This is a genomic window from Rhizobium sp. 62_C5_N11_2 (genome assembly GCF_051811185.1).
Classification (GTDB): Bacteria; Pseudomonadota; Alphaproteobacteria; order Rhizobiales; family Rhizobiaceae; genus Rhizobium; species Rhizobium leguminosarum.
Genome location: NZ_JBPWPW010000001.1, coordinates 3,863,914 through 3,886,338 on the forward strand (window position 1 = coordinate 3,863,914; position 22,425 = coordinate 3,886,338).

Here is a 22,425-nt window from a genome sequence, read left to right on the forward strand (position 1 = left end):
CCAAATTTAGTTTCCGCTGAATGTGGGCGATGAGAGAGCAAATGATAAGAGGGAGACTGCGATCAAGCCTCAGAAATCCCAGTCCTCGTCCTCGGTCGCGACAGCCTTGCCGATCACATAGGAGGAACCGGAGCCGGAGAAGAAGTCGTGGTTCTCGTCGGCATTCGGCGAAAGCGCCGACAGGATTGCCGGATTGACCTTGCACGCCTCAGCCGGGAACAGCGCCTCATAGCCCAGATTCATCAGCGCCTTGTTGGCATTGTAGTGCAGGAATTTCTTGACGTCCTCGGTCAGCCCGACGCCGTCATAGAGCGCTTCGGTATATCTAGCCTCGTTGTCATAGAGCTCGAGCAGCAGCTCGAAGGCGAAATCCTTGATCTCCTGCCTTCTCTCCTCACCGAGCCGCTCCAGCCCGCGCTGGAACTTGTAGCCGATATAATAGCCGTGCACCGCCTCGTCGCGGATGATCAGTCGGATCATGTCGGCCGTGTTGGTGAGCTTGGCGCGGCTCGACCAGTACATCGGCAGGTAGAATCCGGAATAGAACAGGAAGCTTTCAAGGAAGACGCTCGCGACCTTCTTCTTCAGCGGATCGCCGGAGCCGTACTGCTCCATGATCAGCGCCGATTTCCGCTGCAGGAATTCATTCTCCTCCGACCAGCGGTAGGCATCGTCGACGTCAGGCGTCGAGCACAGCGTCGAGAAGATCGAGGAATAGGAGCGCGCATGCACCGCCTCCATGAAGGAGATGTTGGAAAGTACCGCCTCCTCATGCTGCGTCACCGCATCCTCCATCAGCCGGATGGAACCGACGCCGTTCTGGATCGTGTCGAGCAGCGTCAAACCGGTAAAGACGCGGATGGTCAGCTGCTGCTCGACCGGCGTCAGCGTCGCCCAGGAAGGAATGTCGTTCGAAAGCGGCACCTTCTCCGGCAGCCAGAAATTGCCGGTGAGCCGGTTCCAGACTTCGAGATCCTTATCGTCCTCGATGCGGTTCCAATTGATGGCGCGCACGCGGGACGCAGGTTTGATTTGCATGTTCATCGGGTGGTCCTTTTCGGGCGTCAGCGTCTGCATGGCGAAGGGAACTGCGGAACCCTCCCGCTTCTTGCAGCGTCAGCCGCAATCAAATCATAAGGTGCAGGATACGCAGCCCTGCACCTCGGTGCCGGACAGCGCCATCTGGCGAAGGCGTATGTAGTAGATCGTCTTGATGCCCTTCTTCCAGGCATGGATCTGCGCCTTGTTGATGTCGCGCGTCGTTGCCGTGTCGCGGAAGAACAAGGTCAGCGACAGGCCTTGGTCGACATGCTGGGTCGCCGCCGCATAGGTGTCGATGATCTTCTCCGGCCCGATCTCGTAGGCATCCTGATAATAGTCGAGATTGTCGTTGGTCATGAACGGCGCCGGATAATAGACGCGGCCGATCTTACCTTCCTTGCGGATTTCGATCTTCGAGACGATCGGATGGATCGAGGAGGTCGAGTGGTTGATATAGGAGATCGACCCCGTCGGCGGAACCGCCTGCAGGTTCTGGTTATAGAGGCCGGAGGCCATCACCGCCTTCTTCAACGTGGCCCAATCTTCCTGCGTCGGAATGTGAATGCCTGACGTCTCGAACAGCGCCCTGACCGTCTCCGTCGCCGGCTCCCAGAGCTGCTCTGTATATTTGTCGAAATAGTCGCCGGAGGCATATTTCGAATTCTCGAAGCCCTTGAAGCTCGTACCGCGTTCGACCGCCAAAAGGTTCGAGGCGCGGATTGCGTGATAGGTCACCGTATAGAAATAGATATTGGTGAAATCGACGCCTTCCTCGGAGCCGTAGAAGATACGCTCGCGGGCGAGATAACCGTGCATGTTCATCTGGCCGAGGCCGATCGCATGGCTCTCGTCATTGCCCTTCTCGATCGAGGGAACCGAGGAAATGTGACTCATGTCGGAAACGGCTGTCAGCGCCCGGATCGAGGTCTCGATCGTCTTGCCGAAATCTGCCGAATCCATTGCCGCCGCGATATTCAGCGAGCCGAGATTGCAGGAAATATCCTTGCCGAGATGTTTGTAGGAAAGGTCGTCATGATATTCGCTCGCCTCGCTGACCTGCAGGATTTCCGAGCATAGATTGCTCATCGAAATACGTCCGGCGATCGGGTTCGCCCGGTTCACCGTGTCCTCGAACATGATGTAGGGGTAGCCGCTCTCGAACTGGATTTCGGCAAGCACCTGGAAGAATTCGCGCGCCTTGATCTTCTTCTTCGAAATGCGGGCATCCGCCACCATCTCGCGATATTTTTCCGTCACCGAAATCTCGGTGAAAGGCACGCCATAGACGCGTTCCACGTCATAGGGCGAGAACAGATACATATCCTCATTGTTCTTGGCGAGTTCGAAGGTGATATCGGGCACGACGACGCCGAGTGACAGCGTCTTGATGCGGATTTTTTCGTCGGCATTTTCGCGCTTGGTGTCGAGGAAGCGCATGATATCGGGATGATGGGCATTGAGATAGACCGCACCCGCGCCCTGCCGCGCCCCGAGCTGGTTGGCATAGGAGAAACTGTCTTCGAGCAGCTTCATCACCGGGATGATACCCGAGGACTGGTTCTCGATATGCTTGATCGGCGCGCCTGCCTCGCGGATATTCGTCAGCGACAGCGCCACGCCGCCGCCGCGCTTCGACAATTGCAGCGCCGAATTGATCGACCGGCCGATCGATTCCATATTGTCCTCGACGCGCAGCAGGAAGCAGGAAACCAGTTCGCCGCGCTGCTTCTTGCCGGCATTGAGGAAGGTCGGCGTCGCCGGCTGGAAACGGCCGGAAATGATCTCGTCGACCATGTCGCGGGCAAGGGCCTCGTCGCCACGCGCCAAGGCCAGAGCCACCATGCAGATGCGGTCCTCATAGCGCTCGAGATAGCGCTTGCCGTCGAAGGTCTTCAGCGTATAGCTGGTGTAATATTTGAAGGCGCCGAGGAAGGTCGGGAAACGGAATTTCTTGGCATAGGCCTGGTCGAACAGATCCCGCACGAAATTGAAGGAATACTGGTCGAGAACCTCCTGCTCGTAATATCCCTCGGTCACGAGGTAATCGAGCTTTTCCCTCAGATTGTGGAAGAACACCGTGTTCTGGTTCACATGCTGGAGGAAATATTGCTTGGCCGCCAAACGATCCTTGTCGAGCTGAATCCGCCCCTCATCGTCATAGAGGTTCAGCATCGCGTTCAGCGCGTGATAGTCGAGGGTTTCGGCTGCTTTCGGCGGCCTCTCCCCGGCGGGCTGAGCAAAAATTTGATGCGGTTTTGCGCCCGCATCCCGCGTCAGGGTTGTTCCCGTGTCCAAAATCGTTCCATTCCGTGTTTGACCTTGGCGACGTCGTCGTCGGTGCCCATGAGCTCGAACCGGTAAAGGTACGGCACCTGGCATTTCTGCGAGACCACGTCGCCGGCGAGCCCGTATGTCTCGCCGAAATTGCTGTTGCCCGCGGCGATCACGCCGCGGATGTGTCCTCGGTTTTCCGCATCGTTGAGGAAACGGATCACCTGCTTGGGAACGGCACCCTTGCCGCCGTCGCCGCTATAGGTCGGCACGATCAGCACGAAGGGTTCGCGGATATGGAACGCGTCTGCGCCACCTGGCGGAATGCGCGCCGCGCGCAGACCGAGCTTGGCGACGAACCGATGGGTGTTCTCGGATCGGCTGGAATAATAGACGATCAGGCCCATCGCTTGTCCTCAGGTCAGGAGAGCGCGCTGATCATGTCGGGACGGAAGCCCGCCCAATGCTGCTCGCCGGCGATGACGACAGGCGCCTGCATGTAGCCGAGGCTGCGGACGCGATCGAGCGCTTCGGCATCCTGCGAGATATCGACGATGTCATAATCGACGCCCAGACGGTCGAGGGCGCGGTAGGTGGCAGTGCACTGGACGCAGGCAGGCTTGCTGTAGACGGTAATGGTCATGATATTCCTCGTGACGATGCGATTGGGCGCAGGACATCGATCGGAAATCTGTCGATATCCGTCGAAAAATTCTCTGATGATTTTGAGCTGTGCGGCTGTTTAGCCGCTGGGCGTACTCCGCCCTCTACCTCTAGCGGGTGGCGGCCTGAACTGAAATTCTGACATGACTTCACCCCGAAGTGGCTCATGAGGAGGTTCGGGCCTGCGAAACGCGATGCGGAGATTCCCCGCAGCCATGCAACGCGACCTTCCGGACACCCCGCCCGTGGACGTTTCGTTCGAGGCAGGTCTCCTGGCTCACGGGTCAAAGCGCCTGCCCAGCCTTCCCGGAGCATCATGCTCCAGTGACCTGAAATCGGACAGTTGCTCGCCGCTTACAGTTGCGGGGGCAGCCCCGGCATTGCCGCGCCATGATGGCGAAGCGCACCGAATTCCCGTCTTAGTCACCGATCCTCACGAATCGACGGAACCTCGAACACTAGATATGGTACGCGAATCGATCATGACGTCAACAAGTTGTTGTGGCGGCGCAACAATGGCGGCAACGAATCGCCGCGCCTGTGTATGATGTGGATAACGAAGCGTTAACGGAAAAGCGCTGTGGAGAACGCATCATAAAGAGAGCCGGCAGAAGCCGGCTCCTCAAACGACATTCATATTTTTATCCGAAGCAACCGCAGTGCATTGATCGTCACCAGCACGGTGGCGCCGGTATCGGCAAGAATCGCTGGCCAGAGCCCGGTGATCCCTATGATCGTCGTCACCAGAAACAGCGCCTTCAGCCCGAGTGCGATGGTGATATTCTGCAGGATGTTGCGCATCGTGCGTTTGGAAAGTTCGATCATCCGCGCCACGTCGCCAACGCGTCCGTGCAGCACGGCAGCATCCGCCGTCTCCAGCGCCACATCGGTGCCGCCGCCCATGGCGATGCCGATGTCGGCAGCGGCCAGCGCCGGAGCATCGTTGATGCCGTCGCCGACCTTGGCCACGATGAAGCCCTGGCGCTTCAATTCGCCAACGACCCGCTGCTTATCCTCTGGCATCATCTCGCCGCGCCAGTCGATGCCGAGCATGCCGGCAACGGCTGCTGCCGTCCGCTTGTTGTCGCCCGTCAACATCATCGCCTTGACGCCTGCTGATTTGAGGGCAGCGAGCCCGGCCTCGGCATCCTCACGCGGCTCGTCACGCATGGCGATCAGGCCGGCCGCAACACCGTTGACGAGCAGCACCGACACGCTCTTGCCCTCGTCGTTCAGCGCCGTGATGCGTGCATCCTGTTCCGCGCTGAGCGTCCCGCGCTCGCGGGCGGCAGGTGGCGACAGCAGATCCAGCGCCTCACCGCCGACTTTGCCGCTGACACCCTTGCCCGGCAGCGCTTCAAGCTCGAAGGCCGGCGGCACGGGAACGCCGTCCGTCTTGGCGCGGTTGAGGATCGCCAGCGCCAGCGGATGGCTGGAACCCTGCTCCAGCACCGCCGCGCGCGACAGCACCTGCGCCTCGCTCAGGCCAAAGGAAATGATGTCGGTCACCTGAGGCTTGCCTTCTGTCAGCGTGCCTGTCTTGTCGAAGGCGACCATCGTCACCTTGCCGAGCGTTTCCAACACCGCGCCGCCCTTCATCAGCAGCCCGCGCCGCGCACCGGATGAAAGCGAGGCGGCGATCGCCGCCGGCGTCGAGATGACGAGCGCGCAGGGGCAGCCGATCAAAAGGATCGCAAGGCCCTTATAGACCCATTCGCCCCACGGCCCAGCGAACAGCAACGGTGGAACGACCGCGACAAGCGCTGCGACCACGACGACGCCGGGCGTGTAATAGCGCGAGAACCGATCGATGAAGCGTTCGGTCGGCGCCTTCGATTCCTGAGCTTCCTCCACCAGCTTGACGACGCGGGCGATGGTATTGTCGGCGGCAGCCGCCGTGACGCGAACCCTGAGCACCGCATCGCCATTCACCGTGCCGGCAAAAACGACGGCATCGACGCCCTTGCGAACCGGCGTACTCTCGCCCGTCACCGGCGCCTCGTCGATCGCGCTCTCGCCTGAGATGATGATGCCGTCCGCCGAGATCCGGTCGCCAGGACGAACCATGATGATGGCGCCGACCGAAAGGCTTTCCGCCGGCACCTCCCGTGTCTGCCCATTGTCTTCGAGTAGCGCACTCTTCGGCACCAGGGCCGTCAGCGACTGGATGCTTTCGCGCGCCTTGCCCGCTGCCACCCCTTCCAGCAGCTCGCCAACGAGGAACAGGAACACGACAGTTGCCGCCTCTTCGCCGGCATTGATGATGACGGCGCCGACAGCGGCGATCGTCATCAGCATCTCGATCGAAAACGGTGTTCCTGAGAGGGCAGCCATGACAGCGCGCCGAGCGATCGGCACCAGCCCGATCAGCATGGCGACGATGAAGACATAGGACGCAATCGCCGGCACGAGATGGCCGACGGCATAGGCGGCAACGAGTGCCGCACCCGAAAGGATGGTCAGCCGGCCTTTCCTGCTCTGCCACCAGGGACCGGCCATCGGCGCATGGTCGTGCCCGTGCAGCCCCTCGATTTCCTTCTCGCCATGTTCGTGAGAATGGTCGTGGTCATGACTTGCATGATCGTGCCCTTCATGGTCGTGGTCATGGCCCGCGTGATCACCGTGATCATGTCCATGGTCATGACGGTGCTGCGAGCCGTGTTCATGCGCAAGCGCAGCGTTTCCGGCAAGCGGCGCGACGGAATAGCCGAGCCCGGTCACCTTCTTCTCAATCGTCTTGAGATCGCTGCTGCCATCATGCCGGACGGTCATCGTGCCCGCCATCACCGAGACGGAAACATCGGCGACACCCGCCACGCGCCTGACCGCCGTATCGATCTTGGTTGCGCAGGCGGCGCAATCCATGCCGCCAACCCGGTATCGTGTTTCGCTCTCAGCCATGAACCGCTTCCTTGTCAAGTAGAAGCATCCCTCCTACATCCTCTAGCGACTAGAGGTGCAAGAGGAAAATTATGAAAAGGATCACGATCGGTGAAGCCGCCCGCCAGAGTGGCGTCAAGGTACCGACAGTGCGTTATTACGAGAGCATCGGGCTGCTCGCGGCGCCGAGCCGCAGCGAGGGCAACCAGCGCTCCTTCGAACCCACCGATATCAGCCGCCTCGCCTTCATCCGCCACGCCCGCGAACTCGGATTCGAGATCGAGGCGATCCGCACGCTGCTCACCCTGCAGGATGATCCGCACCAATCCTGTGCCTCGGCCGACGCCATCGCCAAGGCCCGCCTCATCGAGGTCGAGCAGCGCATCCGCAGCCTGATGGCGCTGAAAGCCGAGCTGGAAACCATGGTGGAAGGCTGCGGCCACGGCCGCGTCGATCAATGCCGCGTCATCGAGGTTCTCGCCGACCACGGCCAGTGCACGCATCCCCACCACTGATCTCCGCCCTTGCAGGCGATCCGCGACCGCGCCAAAACTGAACGAGACAGAATCGGGCGAAGACATCAATGAACCAGAAGCGGATTGCAATCATCGGCGGCGGCCCGGCGGGTCTAGCGGCTGCCGAACTGCTTTCCCGTTCCGGTCATGCGGTGACCGTCTATGACGCCATGCCGACCTTTGCCCGCAAGTTTCTGCTGGCCGGCAAGTCCGGTCTCAACATCACCCATTCCGAGGATTATGCCCGTTTCACCACGCGCTTCGGAGCGGCCTCCGCCCGTCTGCGCCCCGCTCTTGATGCCTTTACCCCTGATGATATCAGGAATTGGGCAAGCGAGCTCGGGACGGAAACCTTCATCGGCTCGTCCGGCCGGGTTTTTCCGAAGGTGATGAAGGCCTCGCCTTTGCTGCGCGCCTGGCTCAGGCGGCTGGAGGCACAGGGCGCCACGCTGCGCACCCGCCACCGCTGGACCGGTTTTGCCGAAGACGGCTATGTTTTCGAAACGCCCGAAGGGCGCGGCATCGTCCATTGCGACGCAGCCCTGCTGGCGCTCGGCGGCGCAAGCTGGCCGCGCCTCGGCTCGGATGCTACCTGGGTACCTTGGCTGGCCGGCAGGGGTGTGGAAATTGACACTTTTCAACCCGCCAATTGCGGCTTCGTCGTCGGATGGAGCGGGAACTTCAGCGAGCGTTTCGCCGGCGAGCCGGTAAAATCAGTCACCGCCACGTCCGAGGCCGGCACTTTTCCCGGCGAATTCGTCATCACCGGCAGCGGCATCGAAGGCAGCCTCGTCTATACCCATACGGCCGCGTTGCGCGACCGGCTGCTGAACCATGGCAGCGCTTCCCTGACCCTCGACCTTGCACCCGGCCGCACCATCGACAGGTTGAGCCGCGACCTTGCGCGGCAGGACGCTAAATCGAGCTTTTCAAACCGCCTGCGCAAGGGCGCCGGCCTCAACGGCGTCAAGGCGGCGCTGCTGCGCGAACTCGCTGCCGAGCGCGACCGAGCCGATCCGGAGCGTCTCGCCCGCATGATCAAGGCTCTGCCGGTGCCGGTGATCGAAACCCGCCCGATCGCCGAAGCGATCTCCTCAGCCGGCGGCATCCGCTGGACCGGCGTCGACGAAAGCTACATGTTGAAGGCACTGCCGGGCACCTTCGTCGCCGGCGAAATGCTCGACTGGGAGGCGCCGACTGGTGGCTATCTCCTCACCGCCTGCCTAGCGACCGGCCGGGCGGCAGCCCGTGGCATCGAGGCCTGGTTGCAGCGCTAGAGCGCTGGAAGCTGTCAGCCTTGAGGCAAAACAACAAGATCATCCTCAATCAGACCGAGGCCGGATGGAAGGTCATAGCGAGACCATTCATGCAGTAGCGAAGCCCGGTTGGCTTCGGGCCGTCATCGAAGACATGGCCGAGGTGACCGCCGCAACGGCTGCAGTGCACGGCGGTACGTGCCATGCTGAAGGTCGTGTCGCCGGTCGTGCCGACGGCATTTTCAAGCGGCGCCCAGAAGCTCGGCCAGCCAGTGCCGCTGTCGAATTTGGTGGTCGAGGAAAAGAGGTCCTGGTCGCAGCCGGCGCAGGCGAAATTGCCCTTTCGCTCCTCATGCAGCAAGGCACTGGTGAAGGGATGTTCCGTCCCCGCCTGGCGCAGGATGACATATTGATCCGGCGTCAGCAGCTTGCGCCATTCCTCCTCGGTGTGGGTCACCGCAAACCTCTCGCCGGCGATTGCCTTGCCGGCCGGGCCTGAGCGAACCGCAAGCGCCCCAAAAGCAGCGCCCATCAGCAACAATCGTCTGTTCAGCATGGTCGGATCTCCTCATCTGGCAAACCTTGCTTCTGTACAGAACTACGAGGGAGAGGGGTCATTTGTTACGCCATGGCTGCCCAAACACCGAAACGTGATTTCAGCCACTTTCGTCAGGAGGCGCCGCACGCTGACGAGCGCCAGCGCCGGCCGATTGCAAACCAGCCGCTTTTCCATCAGAGTGTGCTGAAATTCGGTGGGAGGAGCCGATGCACGAACACTCAGCGCACGCCGAGTACGTCTACACGTCTGCCCAGCGCGACTCTGCGGCAGCCAGTTCTCCTGTTGTCGCCTCATGGCGGCGGTGCATGACCATGCACCAGCTCGCCCCCGAGGACCAGCGGGCTCCACTGCGCCTCACCGACCTGGAATTCCGCCGTGCGCGCGAGCAGTCCGATCAGCTGATCGCCAGCGCGACGGAAGAGCTCGATCGCCTCTTTACCACCGTTGGCAGGGCCGGCTGTTGCCTGCTTCTGACCGACAAGAACGGCATCGCGCTGGAGCGCCGGGGCGCTGCCGGCGACGACAAGGAATTCCGCGAACTCGGCCTCTGGACCGGCTCGGTCTGGACAGAGGCCAGCATCGGCACCAACGGTATCGGCACTGCACTTGCCGACGAGCGTGCCGTCGCCATCTTCCGCGATCAGCATTTTTTCAGCTCGAATACCAGCCTCAGCTGCACGACGGCGCCGATTCGCGATCATCGTGGCCGGGTGGCCGCAGCCCTCGACATCTCCGCATGTCGCGAAGACGTCAACGAGATGACGCTGGCGATCCTGACGCAGACCGTGCGCGATGCAGCGATGCGCATCGAGCTCAACCTCTTCCGCTCGGCCTTTGCCGGCGCCCGTTTCCTGATGGTCCCGGCCGGCACCAATTCCGCCGCCGCTTTGCTGGCCGTCGACAGGCACGATTTGGTGCTCGGCGCGACGCGCGCCGCCCGCGTCGCGTTGCAGCTGGACGACAAACGCATCGCCGCCGGCATTCCGGCAGCCGATGCCCTGCGCGAGGCTGGCGTTTCCCAGCAGGACGAGATGGTCGAGGCGGAGAAGGCGGCACTGCTGCGGGCGCTGTCGCGCGCCGGCGGCAATGTTTCGCAGGCGGCGATCGCGCTCGGCATCAGCCGCGCCACACTACACAGGAAGATGAAGAAGCTCGATCTCCACTGATCGGAGCAAAGGTCCCGCTCCTGGAGCAATCGTGACCCGATGCTGTCGCAGGTCTGCGACACTGTGCACTGCGGTATGGAAGACCCGCCCTGTTCCTTCCCCCAAAACATGCTCATTTTCCTCTCACTGGTTCGCTTGGGAACCTGGATCATCAAGGGAGGATGACATGCTTCATCAGAAAATCGTCGAGTCGCCGTTCAAGCTGAAATACGGCAACTATATCGGCGGCGAGTGGCGCGAGCCGGTCGAAGGCAAATACTTCGAAAACCTCACGCCCGTCACCGGCGGCAAGCTCTGCGACATTCCCCGCTCCAATGAAAAGGATATCAATCTCGCGCTCGACGCCGCCCATGCGGCAAAGGAAAAATGGGGCCGCACCTCCGCTGCCGAGCGCTCCAATATCCTCATGAAGATTGCCCAGCGCATGGAAGACAAGCTGGAATTGCTCGCCCAGGCCGAGACCTGGGACAATGGCAAGCCGATCCGCGAAACCATGGCGGCCGACATTCCGCTGGCGATCGACCACTTCCGCTACTTCGCCTCCTGCATTCGCGCCCAGGAGGGTTCGATCGGCGAGATCGACCACGATACCGTCGCCTATCACTTCCATGAGCCACTCGGCGTCGTCGGTCAGATCATCCCGTGGAACTTCCCGATCCTGATGGCCACCTGGAAGCTGGCACCTGCACTTGCCGCCGGCAACTGCGTCGTGCTGAAGCCCGCCGAGCAGACACCGGCCTCGATCCTGCTCTGGGCCGAGATCGTCGGCGATCTGCTGCCGCCCGGCGTGCTCAACATCGTCAACGGCTTCGGCATAGAAGCCGGCAAGCCGCTGGCGACCAGCCCGCGCGTCGCCAAGATCGCCTTCACCGGCGAGACGACGACCGGCCGGCTGATCATGCAGTATGCCAGCCAGAACCTCATTCCGGTGACATTGGAGCTCGGCGGCAAGTCGCCGAACATCTTCTTCGCCGATGTGATGGCCGAGGACGACGACTTCCTCGACAAGGCGCTCGAAGGCTTTGCGATGTTTGCCCTCAACCAGGGCGAAGTCTGCACTTGCCCGAGCCGCGCCCTCGTCCAGGAATCGATCTACGACCGCTTCATGGAAAAGGCCGTGAAACGCGTTGAGGCGATCAAGCAGGGCAACCCGCTCGACACCGCGACGATGATCGGCGCCCAGGCTTCGACGGAGCAGCTGGAAAAGATCCTCGCCTATCTCGACATCGGCAAGCAGGAAGGCGCCGAGGTACTGACCGGCGGCTCGCGCAACGATCTCGGCGGCGAGTTGGCGAACGGCTATTATGTCAAGCCGACGATCTTCAAGGGTCACAACAAGATGCGTGTGTTCCAGGAGGAGATCTTCGGACCGGTGGTTTCGGTCACAACCTTCAAGAACGAGAAGGAGGCGCTCGAAATCGCCAACGACACGCTCTACGGCCTCGGCGCCGGTGTCTGGAGCCGCGACGCCAATCGCTGCTATCGTTTCGGCCGCGAGATCCAGGCCGGCCGAGTCTGGACCAACTGCTACCACGCCTACCCGGCCCATGCCGCCTTCGGCGGCTACAAGCAGTCGGGCATCGGTCGTGAAACCCACAAGATGATGCTCGACCACTACCAGCAGACCAAGAACATGCTGGTGAGCTACAGCCCGAAAGCACTCGGCTTCTTCTGAGAGCAGCCGATGATGTTATGATGAAAAGCCTTCTCCCCCGACACGGGGAGAAGGCCTTGTCTTTAGAGCGGCACGCATCCCGTAGGACGCTCTAACGCTTTGAATTTGCGTATAACCTTTCCGAAAATCGATCCGATTTTCGGGGTTATCCGCCGGAGGAGGCAGCCATGGAAACCACCGTCAACGGCGAAGCGCGTGTTCTCGCAACCGACACAGCTCTCGATTTGGTCGCAGAAATCAAGCGGGATCATCCCGATATCCTCTTCCACCAGTCCGGCGGCTGCTGCGACGGCTCCTCGCCGATGTGTTATCCGACTAATGAATTCATGATCGGCGACAACGACGTCAAGCTCGGCGAGATCGGCGGCGTACCGGTCTACATCAGCGCCAGCCAGTTCGAGGCATGGAAGCATACGCAGCTGATCATCGACGTCGTACCGGGCCGCGGCGGCATGTTCTCGCTCGACAATGGCCGGGAGAAACGCTTCCTGACCCGCTCCCGCCTCTTTGGCGGCGGCGAGGCTTGCACAGTGCCTGATGTGAAGGTCAGGGCGGTTTAATGCCGTCGCCTTATCGGGTACGAATTTTGCCTGTAGTATTCCCATAGTACCTGCACTCTGTCGCTGTTTGCTACTCTCCGCCAGTTGGTTTCAAAGGGAGGAAACGATGCCAGCCTCAAAGATCCTGATGATCACCGGTGATTTCACCGAAGATTACGAAACGATGGTGCCGTTCCAGACGCTGCTCGCCTGCGGCTACACAGTCGACGCCGTCTGCCCCGGCAAGAAGGCCGGCGAGACCATCGCCACTGCCATTCACGATTTCGAAGGCGACCAGACCTATTCCGAAAAACGCGGCCATAATTTCGCTCTGAATGCCACCTTCGACAGCGTGCGCGCCGAAGATTACGATGCGCTCGTCATCCCCGGCGGGCGGGCGCCCGAATATCTGCGCCTCAATGCCGAGGTCATCAAATCCGTGCGACACTTCTTCGACGCCGGAAAACCCGTCGCCGCCATCTGCCACGGCGCACAGCTGCTTGCCGCTGCCGGGGTTTTGAAGGGCCGCACCTGCTCGGCCTATCCCGCCTGCCGGCCGGAAGTCGAACTTGCCGGCGGCATCTATGCCGACATCGCTATCAGCGATGCAGTCTCGGACGGCAATCTGGTCACGGCACCCGCCTGGCCCGCCCATCCCTCGTGGCTGCGTCAGTTCATGGCCGTGCTCGATGCCGCAGCACTGCTGGAAACCAACGCCGCCTAAGAAGGGCGGCACCGGGAGGACGACATGTGTGAATTGTTCATCAAGGCGGATGCGCGGCTCTGGGAAAGCGCCACCCGGTCACTGCGCATCGACGGCATGGTCACCAGCGTCAGGCTGGAGAATTTCTTCTGGTCGAAGCTCGAGGAGATCGCCCGCCGCGACGGCATGAACGTCGTCCAGCTGATCACCCGGCTGCATCATGAATCGATCGATGCCGGCCATGATCTTGGAAACTTCACATCCTTCCTGCGGGTCTGCTGCGCCCGCTATCTCGACCTGCAGCTCGCAGGTGACATCCCGGCCGACGTCACCCGCCCAATCTCCGGTCTCGACGCCCCTGGAATTCTCGGCCGAGAACGGGCGAAGTATCACTGAAAGCCGGTCCGACCGGACCATCGGACAATGACGGACGGAACTGCCCGCGGATAACTCCTCGGGCAGTTCCGCAAGATGTCTGACCTGGTCTTCCCCAGCGGGCTTGCACTGCCGGCCAGCCTGGATCAACAATGCGCGGCATCATCCAGCACCGGCACCGTCAGGAGATCGATTGCCATGAACGACCAGAAAGCCGTGATCGTCACCGGAGCCGGCGGCAACCTCGGCAGCGCCGTTGTCCGCGAGCTTGCCAACGCCGGCGCAAAACTCGTCTGCATGAACCGTTCGAGCAGTGAGCTGGAAGCCTTGGCCGGTGATCTTCCTGCCTCCACCGAGTTTCTGTCGATCGCCGGAACGGATCTCACCGATTATGCTTCCTGCGCCGCCGCCGTCGCCCGGGCCGTAAAGCGCTTCGGCGGTGTCAGCGCATTGGTCAATACCGTCGGCGGTTTCCAGATGGGGCCGGTCGGGCCGGAGGCCCCCGCGCAGTGGGAGACGATGATGACCGCAAACGCCCGCACCGCGCTGACGATCAGCGCCGCGGTTCTCCCGACCATGAAGGCCGCGGGCTACGGCCGCATCGTTCATATCGCCGCCGCGCCCGGCCTGAAGGCCGGCGCCAAGCAGGCCGCTTACGCCGCCTCGAAAGCCGCTGTCATCCGTCTGACCGAGGCGATCGCTGCCGAATGCCGCGACGACCGCATCACCGCCAACTGCATCCTGCCCGGGACAATCGACACGCCTGAGAATCGCGCGGCCATGCCCGATGCGAAGACCGATGGCTGGGTGTCGCCGCAATCGATCGCCCGCCTCATCGCCTTCCTGATTTCGCCGGCCGCAGCCGTCGTCACTGGCGCAGCAATCCCCGCGACCGGCCGCGAATAGTGGAAGACGCGGCGTGAGCCGCCGTCGAAACGCGCTTCAACCGCCGCGCCGAGCTTTGGCCGGCCTCGCCTTGCCTTCCGTTTCGGCGGCAGTCCGTTTGTCGTGAGCAATGGGTGATGAGACTACAGAGACCTGCGAGTTTTAATCAGTGACACACGATCTGGCTTGAGGTTCGGTTCGCCTTAAGGCAGCCTCGTCTCCGCCCGCTCATGCGACGGGCACAAGACAGCGGGCGGACACAATGGTCGTGAGGATCGCATTGCGGCGGCATTTGCCAGAAGGCGGGTGGTTTCGATGACAGACGGTCCGGCATTGCGCGCTGTCGGCGCAAACAGCCTGCTACGCGAGGAATGGTTCCTGGGCGTCAGCGTCGCAACGAGCTTGGCGTTTCTTGTTTTCCAGGAGCAGCTCTTCGGGCAGCTTTCCGATCCGCTTTGGTTCACTGTCGTTTTCGCGTGGCTGTTCGCTGCCGTCCTCGGCTCCGCTCTGTCGGTTGTCCGGCACGCGGATCATTTGGCTGAGCGGCTGAAGGAACCCTACGGCACGCTCATTCTGACGCTTGCCATCACCTCGATCGAGGTGATGGCAATATCAGCCGTCATGCTTCACGGCGAGAACAATCCCACGCTTGCGCGCGACACCCTGTTCGCCGTCGTCATGATCATCCTGAACGGCATGGTCGGTCTGTCCTTGCTGCTGGGCGCATGGCGGCGACCGGAACAGCAACATAATCTGCAGGGCGCCAACGCCTATCTCGGGGTCATCGTACCGCTGGCGACCCTGAGCCTGGTGATGCCGACATTTCTTGCAGGCCCGGACGGACAGCATCCATCCGCACCGAGACAACTGATACTGGGTATAATATCGGTCGGCCTTTACGCTACGTTTCTGTTTCTTCAGGCCGGCCGCCATCGGGACTATTTCACTGACGACAGCAACCGGCACGAGCCCATCAGCGAACGTGTCCCTCGCCACGGACCGGTCTGGCCTCATGCCATTCTGCTTTTCGCCTATATGGCTCCCGTCGTCTTTCTCGTCGAACAGCTTGCCCTGCCGATCGATTACATTATCGAAACCCTGCATGCTCCAACCGCATTTGGCGGTGTTGTCATGGCCATCCTGGTCGCTACGCCTGAGGCAATCAGCGCCGTGCGTGCGTCCATCGCCAATAATCTTCAGCGTTCCGTCAATATCTTCCTTGGTTCGGTGCTGTCGACGATCGGGCTGACGGTGCCGGCGATGCTTGTTGTCAGTCAGCTTTATGGACACCCCGTGACACTCGGCCTGGAGCATGGAGATCTGGTGATGCTCCTGCTCACTCTTGCCGTCAGCATCATCACCTTTGCCAGCGGCCGCACGCATCTCATGCAAGGCGCTGTCCATCTGGTGCTTTTCCTGGCTTACGTGCTGCTCATTTTCCAGCAATGAAACCGCCCGATGGCGACCGCGCGAGGGCAAGCAAGTAAAGATTCCCGCGCTTGGTCTGTCTTCCGCTATGATGACGGGAGCTATGGCACAGCTTGCAAGATGGCTGCACGACTTACGTGGCGATACGGAGACCGGACTTGGGCTCACTAGTGGTTGGCGGGCTTGTATTTCTATGTCTGTCGATGGCGACGTCGATAGGATTGATCGTGCGTGCCCGCTTGCCCGATCACCATCTCAATGCGGAATCCAAGGACGCCATCAGGCTGGCAACCGCAGTGGTGGGAACGCTGTCGGCCCTGGCGCTCGGCCTTCTGATCGCATCCGCCAAGTCGACCTACGACAACGCCGAAGTGGAGATGAGAACGGCGGCTGCACGGGTACTGCTGCTTGACCGCGTCATGGCGCAATACGGGCCGGAAACCGACAAGGCGCGGCAATTGCTGCGTGAACTCATCGAGAAACGACTGAGCCGCGGCTGGACTGCCGAAACCACCGACGAGCCATCCGCCAAAGCGCTGGGAGAATATCAGGATATAGAGTCGGTTCAGGCCGACCTTCGATCACTGGCGCCGAAGGATGCGGCGCAGCGCTCTCTCCAGGCGCGTGCTCTGGAGGTGAGCGGCATGGTAGCCGAAACCCACTGGCTGCTGGTCGAATCCGGTAAGGAGGGTTTGCCCTGGGCCTTCCTTACCGTTCTCGTCTGTTGGCTCGCGCTGCTTTTCGCGACCTTCGGGCTGCAGGCGCCGACCAATCCGACGGTGCTGTCAATTCTGCTTGTTTGCGCCCTGTCCGTTGCGGGCGCGATTTTCCTGATTTCGGATATGGCCAATCCCTATGTCGGGCTGGTCCATGTTTCGGATGCACCTTTGCAGTCTGCCATCGAACGCCTCGGGAAACCCTAGAGCCACGTCATGGCGTCCGTCGAGAGTGAGCTTCGACACAGTTTAATTGTGCGCCAGCCGCTATTGCAATTTGCAGCAATGCCGCGACATAATATCGCATGCCCGGAACTTTTCGGAGAGGGGTCGTCTCCGCCGAGGCACGCATGAAGACTGGGGCTCGTAAACATCGGGGCGGCGGCAATGCGTGTGAGATTGTATCAGGGTCTGCACCTGTCCGTGGTGCTTGCCGGCATGGCAATTCTCGCTGGCTGTGAGGAAAGTGGCAATACTTACGTTGCTCCTCCTCCACCTCCAGTACGCGTCGCCCAACCGGTGCAACAGCCGGTGACGATCTATTTCGAACTCACCGGCAATACCGCGCCGCTCAATGCTGTCGATATCGAGGCGCGCGTCCAGGGCTATATCCAATCGATCGACTACCAGGACGGCATGACGGTAATGAAGGGCACCAAGCTCTTCGGCATCGAGCGCGACACCTATCAGGCGCAACTGGATCAGGCGAAGGCGTCACTCGCCTCGCAGCAGGCTTCCCAAGTCGGCGCCAAGCAGGAGTATGACCGCCAGCTTAATCTGTCGAAGCAACAGGTCACCACGCAGACCGCAGTCGACAGCGCCAAGGCAACGCTCGACGAAGCGAATGCATCCATCCTCAACGCTCAGGCCAATCTCGATCTCGCGACGATCAACCTCGGATATACCGAGGTGCTTGCCCCCTTCGACGGCACCGTCACGGATCACCTCGTTGATATCGGTGCGCTTGTCGGCGTATCCGGCCCCACCAAACTCGCCAGCATCGTGCAGACGGATCCGCTTTATGCCTATTTCAACGTCAGCGAAACTCAGGTGCTGATTATCAAGGAAAGCCTGGCGAAGCAGGGTCATACCTTCAAGCAGACGGACCTTCCCAGCATTCCTGCGGAAATCGGCCTGCAGACGGAACAAGGTTATCCGCACAAGGGCCATCTCGACTACGTCTCGCCGCAGCTCGATGCCTCCACAGGCACGCTTCAAGTGCGCGCGCTGTTCGACAACAAGGACCGCGCCATGCTGCCCGGTCTCTTCGTGCGGGTTCGGGTGCCGGTCGGCCATAACGACAAGGCTCTGCTGGTGCGCGACGACGCCATCGGAACGAACCAGTTGGGCAGCTACCTGCTTGTCCTCGGCAAGGACGACGTCATCGAGCAGAAGCAGGTCAAGACCGGCCAGCGTGAAGGTGCGCTCCGCGTCATCGACTCCGGTCTCGATCCGGCCGACTGGGTCGTGACCCAAGGTATCCAGCAGGCCATCCCCGGCAGCAAGGTCACGCCCGAGAAAATAGAAATGAACCCGCCGGCAGCTGCCGCCGGCGATGCCAAAGCCAAGACCACCACGCAATGAATTCGCCACCATGGTTCATCTGAACGTCTAAGGACAACAGCATGATCTCGCGCTTCTTCATCGAGCGACCGATACTCGCCAACGTTCTGGCGTTGGTTTTCGTGCTCATCGGCGCGGTGGCCCTTTTCCAACTGCCTGTGGCGCAATATCCGAATGTCGTCCCGCCGACGGTACAGGTGACGACACGCTTTCCGGGCGCCAACGCCCAAACCCTCGTTGACACCGTCGCGCTGCCGATCGAGCAACAGGTCAACGGCGTGCAGGACATGCTCTACATGCAGTCGACGAGCGCCAGCGACGGCACTTATTCGCTGACCGTGACCTTTGCCATCGGAACGGATCCGGACCAGGCCCAGGTTCTCGTACAAAACCGCGTTGCCATAGCGATGTCATCGCTTCCCGAAGCGGTGCAGCTTCAGGGCGTGACGACGCAAAAGAAATCGACGGCGATCCTCGGCTTCGTCACCCTGACCTCGCCCGATAGCCGCTATGACAGCCTGTTCCTGTCGAACTATGCCGTCATCAACCTGCAGAATGAACTTGCCCGCCTGCCGGGTGTCGGCAACGTTACCGTGTTCGGCGCCGGCCAGTATGCCATGCGAATCTGGATGGATCCGAACCTGCTGCAGGCGCGCGGCCTGACACCGCAGGATGTCGTCAGCGTCGTGCAGCAGCAAAGCCAGGAGGTCGCTGCCGGCCAGATCGGCATTCCGCCGGTGCCGAAAGGGCAGGTCTTCCAATACACGCTGAACGTCAATGGCCGGCTGAACGAGGCGGCAGACTACGAAAACATCATCGTCAAGGTCGAGAGCGGACAGGGCGGCCGCGTTACCCGCATCCGCGATATCGGCCGCGTCGAACTCGGCGCCCAAACCTACAGCCAGTCCTTCATGCAGAACGGTCGACCGGCGGCCGGTATCGGCATTTTTCAGCTGCCGGAGGCGAATGCCATCGCGGTGGCCCAGGCGGTGAACACGAAAATGCAGGAGCTCTCGAAGAGCTTCCCGCAGGGCCTCGAATATCACGTGCCGTTCGACACGACGAAATTCGTCGAGGCCTCTATCAACGAGGTTTACGTCACCTTGATCGAGGCGGGTGTTCTCGTTCTCATCGTCATTCTCGTCTTCCTGCAGGATTGGCGGGCGATGCTCGTGCCGGCAACCACCGTTCCGGTTACCATCATCGGCGCCTTCGCGGCCATGGCGGCATTGGGCTTCACCGTCAACCTGTCGACGCTGTTTGCCATCGTTCTCGCCATCGGCATCGTCGTCGATGATGCCATCGTCATCGTCGAAGGGGTTGCCCGGCACATCGAGGCGGGCATGTCCGGCCGACAGGCGGCCGAGAAGGCGATGGAGGAACTGCTCGGCCCGGTCATCGGCATTACGCTGGTGCTGATGGCCGTTTTCATTCCGGCCGCCTTCCTGCCCGGCCTGACCGGGCAGCTCTATCGGCAGTTCGCCCTCGTCATCGCAGCCACGGCGCTGATCAGCGCGATCAATGCCGTCACCCTGAAACCGACGCAATGCGCGCTTTGGCTGCGCCCGCCTGTCCCACCAGAGAGACGCAACGTCTTCTATCGCGGCTTCAACAGGGTCTACGACAGGGGTGAACGCAGCTATGCCGGACTGATCGGATCGATGACCCGCCACAGCGGTATCATGGTCATAGCAGCATTTGCGCTGATCGGGGTCGCCGTCTGGGGGCTCGCCCGCCTACCGACTGCGTTTCTGCCCATCGAGGATCAAGGCTATGTGCTGATCAGCGCGCAGTTGCCCGACGGCGCCTCGAAAGAGCGCACCGACGCGGTGATGGAAGAGGTCGGCAAGATCGCCGAAGCCACACCCGGCGTCGATCAGGTGCTGACCATCAGCGGCATTTCCGTTCTCGATAACAATGCCAGCCTGCAGAATGCCGGCGTTGCCTATGTCGTGCTGAAAGATTGGGACGAGCGCGGCAAGCAGAAGGGGGAGGATCTGCTGTCCATCTACCAGCATCTGAATAGCGCGCTGCAAAGTGTGCTGGCCGCCAAGACGCTGGTGATCGTCCCGCCTCCGATCCAGGGCGTCGGCAATGCCAGCGGCTTTACCATGCAGGTCGAAATCAGGAACGGCATTTCCGACTACCCGCTGCTGCAATCGCTTGCCGATACGATCGTCAAGAACGGCAGTGCCCAATCGTCGCTGCAAAGGCTGAGCACGCCTTTTCGCTCGAACGTGCCGCAACTCGCCGTTTCCGTCGATCGCATCAAGGCGGAGACGCTGGGAATTACGGTGGGGCAGGTCTTCTCCGCTCTCTCCGGCTATGTCGGATCGAGCTATGTGACCCAGTTCAACAAATTTGGCCGCACCTTCCAGGTCTATGCGCAAGCCGCTTCCGATTTCCGGGTCAGCGCCGAAGACATCCGCAATCTGAAGGTCAAAGCCGGTGACGGGACGATGGTGCCACTCGGCACGGTCGTCGATGTCTCGACGACGCAAGGCCCGTCTCTGATCAGCCTCTACAATCTCTACCCCACAGCAACCATCGTTGGTGGGTCTGCCGCCGGCTTCAGTTCCGGCCAGTCGCTCGACGTCATGGAGCAGATTGCCGATCGCACACTGCCGCCGGGCACAGGTTTCGAGTGGACGGCGCTGTCCTATCAGGAGAAGGCCGTGGGAGGGCAGATCTATTTCATCTTCGCGCTCGCCATGCTCCTCGTCTATTTCGTGCTCGCGGGCCAGTATGAAAGCTGGATCTTGCCTTTCGCCGTCATTCTCGCCGTGCCGCTCGCCCTCCTCGGCACGGTGGCAGCACTCACGGCAGCCGGCGTTGCCAACAATCTCTATACGCAGATCGGCCTTATTCTGCTGATCGCGCTTGCATCGAAGAATGCCATCCTGATCGTCGAATATGCGCGGGAAAAGCGGGCGGAAGGCATGGAAATCCTGGACGCGGCCGTCGAGGCCGCCCGCCTGCGCTTCCGGCCAATTCTGATGACCTCCTTCGCCTTTATCCTCGGCGTCCTGCCGCTGGTGCTGGCGACCGGCGCCGGCGCATCGGCCCGCAAGTCAATCGGCATATCGGTCTTCAGCGGCATGATCGCCTCGACCTGCCTGGCTGTGCTCTTCGTACCGTCCTTTTACGTCGTGTTGCAGCGCCTCGAGGAATATTGGAAAGGCCGCGCAAAGGCCGCAGGCGTCGCAGAGGCAGAGATGCCGAAGGTTCAGTAAGGCTGTTGCAACAACCTGTTGCGCGATCACCTGCGGTTTCGCGCCGGGGCAGGTTGTTGGCGGCACTTCACAGTGCGAGTTTCGAACAAGCGCTATAATCCCGAGGTCAGTACCCTGTGGCAGGCAGGCGACACACGTTGCAGATTGTCCCGCAGGCAAGCGATACCCCGCCCTCCACCCAAAGGCACCATGCGGCATAGGGCCTGGAAATCCGATCCGCAGGTTTCGCGCAGGATCATCAGTTCCTCGCGTGGCGAGAAGGCCGGCATCATGGCCCGAGGAGCAGGCGTGGTCGCAACCGTCGCAGCAGCACCGCCGGTGGCTGGGCTTGATCCGGCTGATCCTCCCCCAGTTGATCCTCCTAAAGCCGCAACGGCTTGTTGGCACGGCGCCGATAGAGCGGCATTGTGCTGTTGCAAGCAGCTGAGTGCCTCCGTGCCGCCCGGTGTGACGCCCGAGCATTGCGTCATGAAATCGCGTTGGCAGGCCGATTTGACGGCGTTGCGCTGCGCCTGCGTCGGCTGATGTGCCGGTGCGCCCGTCGCCGGCGCTGGGGTGGTCGACCCAGTGGTCGCGGGCGCAGCCGGAGCCGGCTCCGCGGATGTCGACTTGGGTTTGCTCACCGCCGACACCGCCTTCCGGCAGCCAGCCGACAGTGTGGCATTATGCTGTTGTAGACAAGTGAGCGCCTCGATGCCGCCCGGCGTCACCCCTGAACATTGCGCTATGAAATCGGATCGGCATTCCGCCCTGATCGCATTGCGCTGCTCTTCAGTCGGCGCCTGTGCGGACGCGACTCCAGCTGAGAACGCCGCTACACAGAGCGCTGGCAATCCCAAGACAGCAAACCAAAGACGACGCCTTCCATGCGGAGCCGTCAGTAAAGAAGATGCCCATTGCCGCATTTATTCCTCCCCCTATAAATCCATGATCTACTTCATGAAATCGAACGCCCTG

19 protein-coding genes and 1 riboswitch are annotated in these 22,425 nt (G+C 61.3%); of the genes, 12 read left to right on the forward strand and 7 right to left on the reverse strand.

Annotated elements, in window-relative coordinates; translation table 11 throughout:
* Positions 1–69: 69 nt before the first annotated feature.
* The 5 genes from nrdF to AB8B31_RS19100 all read right to left on the reverse strand — a co-directional run bounded on the left by nrdF (position 70) and on the right by AB8B31_RS19100 (position 6,876).
* The gene (nrdF, locus tag AB8B31_RS19080; RefSeq protein WP_047623038.1) at positions 70–1,044 is read right to left on the reverse strand and encodes a class 1b ribonucleoside-diphosphate reductase subunit beta; all 975 of its coding nucleotides are present in this window, start codon (positions 1,042–1,044) and stop codon (positions 70–72) included.
* Positions 1,045–1,131: 87 nt separating this feature from the next.
* Complete coding sequence (gene nrdE, locus AB8B31_RS19085; RefSeq protein WP_130759676.1) at positions 1,132–3,336, reverse strand: class 1b ribonucleoside-diphosphate reductase subunit alpha; 2,205 nt, start codon at positions 3,334–3,336, stop codon at positions 1,132–1,134.
* Positions 3,315–3,719, reverse strand: coding sequence for a class Ib ribonucleoside-diphosphate reductase assembly flavoprotein NrdI (nrdI, locus tag AB8B31_RS19090; protein WP_130759677.1), 405 nt, complete (start codon positions 3,717–3,719; stop codon positions 3,315–3,317). Before nrdI ends, nrdE begins: the two co-directional genes overlap by 22 nt.
* Before the next feature lie 14 nt (positions 3,720–3,733).
* Positions 3,734–3,955: a glutaredoxin-like protein NrdH gene (gene nrdH / locus AB8B31_RS19095; protein ID WP_018243700.1), complete on the reverse strand. Its 222-nt coding sequence runs from the start codon at positions 3,953–3,955 to the stop codon at positions 3,734–3,736.
* Between the two features lie 265 nt (positions 3,956–4,220).
* Positions 4,221–4,444, reverse strand: a riboswitch (cobalamin riboswitch).
* 164 nt (positions 4,445–4,608) lie between these two features.
* Positions 4,609–6,876 carry a heavy metal translocating P-type ATPase gene (locus AB8B31_RS19100; RefSeq protein ID WP_130759678.1) on the reverse strand — a complete coding sequence of 756 codons (2,268 nt, stop codon included), beginning with the start codon at positions 6,874–6,876 and terminating at the stop codon, positions 4,609–4,611.
* A 71-nt stretch (positions 6,877–6,947) separates the two neighbouring features.
* Here AB8B31_RS19100 and AB8B31_RS19105 point away from each other — a divergent pair, with 71 nt between their 5' ends.
* Both AB8B31_RS19105 and AB8B31_RS19110 read left to right on the forward strand, forming a co-directional pair.
* Positions 6,948–7,370 (forward strand): MerR family transcriptional regulator, encoded by a 423-nt coding sequence (locus tag AB8B31_RS19105; RefSeq protein WP_130717990.1) that lies wholly within the window; start codon positions 6,948–6,950, stop codon positions 7,368–7,370.
* Between the two features lie 68 nt (positions 7,371–7,438).
* Positions 7,439–8,647 carry a TIGR03862 family flavoprotein gene (locus AB8B31_RS19110; protein WP_130759679.1) on the forward strand — a complete coding sequence of 403 codons (1,209 nt, stop codon included), beginning with the start codon at positions 7,439–7,441 and terminating at the stop codon, positions 8,645–8,647.
* Positions 8,648–8,696: 49 nt separating this feature from the next.
* On the opposite strand, the gene msrB is transcribed toward AB8B31_RS19110, so the two are convergent.
* A complete protein-coding gene (gene msrB / locus AB8B31_RS19115; protein WP_018243704.1) occupies positions 8,697–9,182 on the reverse strand; it encodes a peptide-methionine (R)-S-oxide reductase MsrB in 486 nt (161 codons plus the stop codon).
* Positions 9,183–9,391: 209 nt separating this feature from the next.
* Here msrB and AB8B31_RS19120 point away from each other — a divergent pair, with 209 nt between their 5' ends.
* From AB8B31_RS19120 to AB8B31_RS19165, 10 genes are all read left to right on the forward strand, one after another.
* The gene (locus tag AB8B31_RS19120; protein ID WP_130759680.1) at positions 9,392–10,351 is read left to right on the forward strand and encodes a helix-turn-helix domain-containing protein; all 960 of its coding nucleotides are present in this window, start codon (positions 9,392–9,394) and stop codon (positions 10,349–10,351) included.
* 166 nt (positions 10,352–10,517) lie between these two features.
* Entirely contained in the window at positions 10,518–12,026 is a 1,509-nt protein-coding gene (adh, locus tag AB8B31_RS19125; RefSeq protein ID WP_130759681.1) for an aldehyde dehydrogenase, read from the forward strand.
* Positions 12,027–12,193: 167 nt separating this feature from the next.
* The gene (locus tag AB8B31_RS19130; RefSeq protein ID WP_130759682.1) at positions 12,194–12,586 is read left to right on the forward strand and encodes a DUF779 domain-containing protein; all 393 of its coding nucleotides are present in this window, start codon (positions 12,194–12,196) and stop codon (positions 12,584–12,586) included.
* A gap of 106 nt (positions 12,587–12,692) precedes the next feature.
* On the forward strand, positions 12,693–13,289 hold the full coding sequence (locus tag AB8B31_RS19135) for a DJ-1/PfpI family protein (protein WP_028734550.1): 597 nt from the start codon (positions 12,693–12,695) through the stop codon (positions 13,287–13,289).
* Between the two features lie 24 nt (positions 13,290–13,313).
* Positions 13,314–13,664, forward strand: coding sequence for a ribbon-helix-helix domain-containing protein (locus AB8B31_RS19140; RefSeq protein ID WP_018243709.1), 351 nt, complete (start codon positions 13,314–13,316; stop codon positions 13,662–13,664).
* A gap of 177 nt (positions 13,665–13,841) precedes the next feature.
* Positions 13,842–14,549 carry an SDR family NAD(P)-dependent oxidoreductase gene (locus tag AB8B31_RS19145; protein WP_018243710.1) on the forward strand — a complete coding sequence of 236 codons (708 nt, stop codon included), beginning with the start codon at positions 13,842–13,844 and terminating at the stop codon, positions 14,547–14,549.
* A gap of 294 nt (positions 14,550–14,843) precedes the next feature.
* Complete coding sequence (locus AB8B31_RS19150; protein WP_018243711.1) at positions 14,844–15,977, forward strand: calcium:proton antiporter; 1,134 nt, start codon at positions 14,844–14,846, stop codon at positions 15,975–15,977.
* A gap of 137 nt (positions 15,978–16,114) precedes the next feature.
* Positions 16,115–16,879 carry a DUF4239 domain-containing protein gene (locus tag AB8B31_RS19155; protein ID WP_026230670.1) on the forward strand — a complete coding sequence of 255 codons (765 nt, stop codon included), beginning with the start codon at positions 16,115–16,117 and terminating at the stop codon, positions 16,877–16,879.
* Between the two features lie 180 nt (positions 16,880–17,059).
* Positions 17,060–18,256: an efflux RND transporter periplasmic adaptor subunit gene (locus tag AB8B31_RS19160; protein ID WP_026230669.1), complete on the forward strand. Its 1,197-nt coding sequence runs from the start codon at positions 17,060–17,062 to the stop codon at positions 18,254–18,256.
* Positions 18,257–18,297: 41 nt separating this feature from the next.
* Entirely contained in the window at positions 18,298–21,468 is a 3,171-nt protein-coding gene (locus AB8B31_RS19165) for an efflux RND transporter permease subunit (protein WP_130759683.1), read from the forward strand.
* A 92-nt stretch (positions 21,469–21,560) separates the two neighbouring features.
* Here AB8B31_RS19165 and AB8B31_RS19170 read toward each other — a convergent pair whose 3' ends face one another.
* On the reverse strand, positions 21,561–22,373 hold the full coding sequence (locus AB8B31_RS19170; RefSeq protein ID WP_026230668.1) for a hypothetical protein: 813 nt from the start codon (positions 22,371–22,373) through the stop codon (positions 21,561–21,563).
* Positions 22,374–22,425 lie beyond the last annotated feature (52 nt).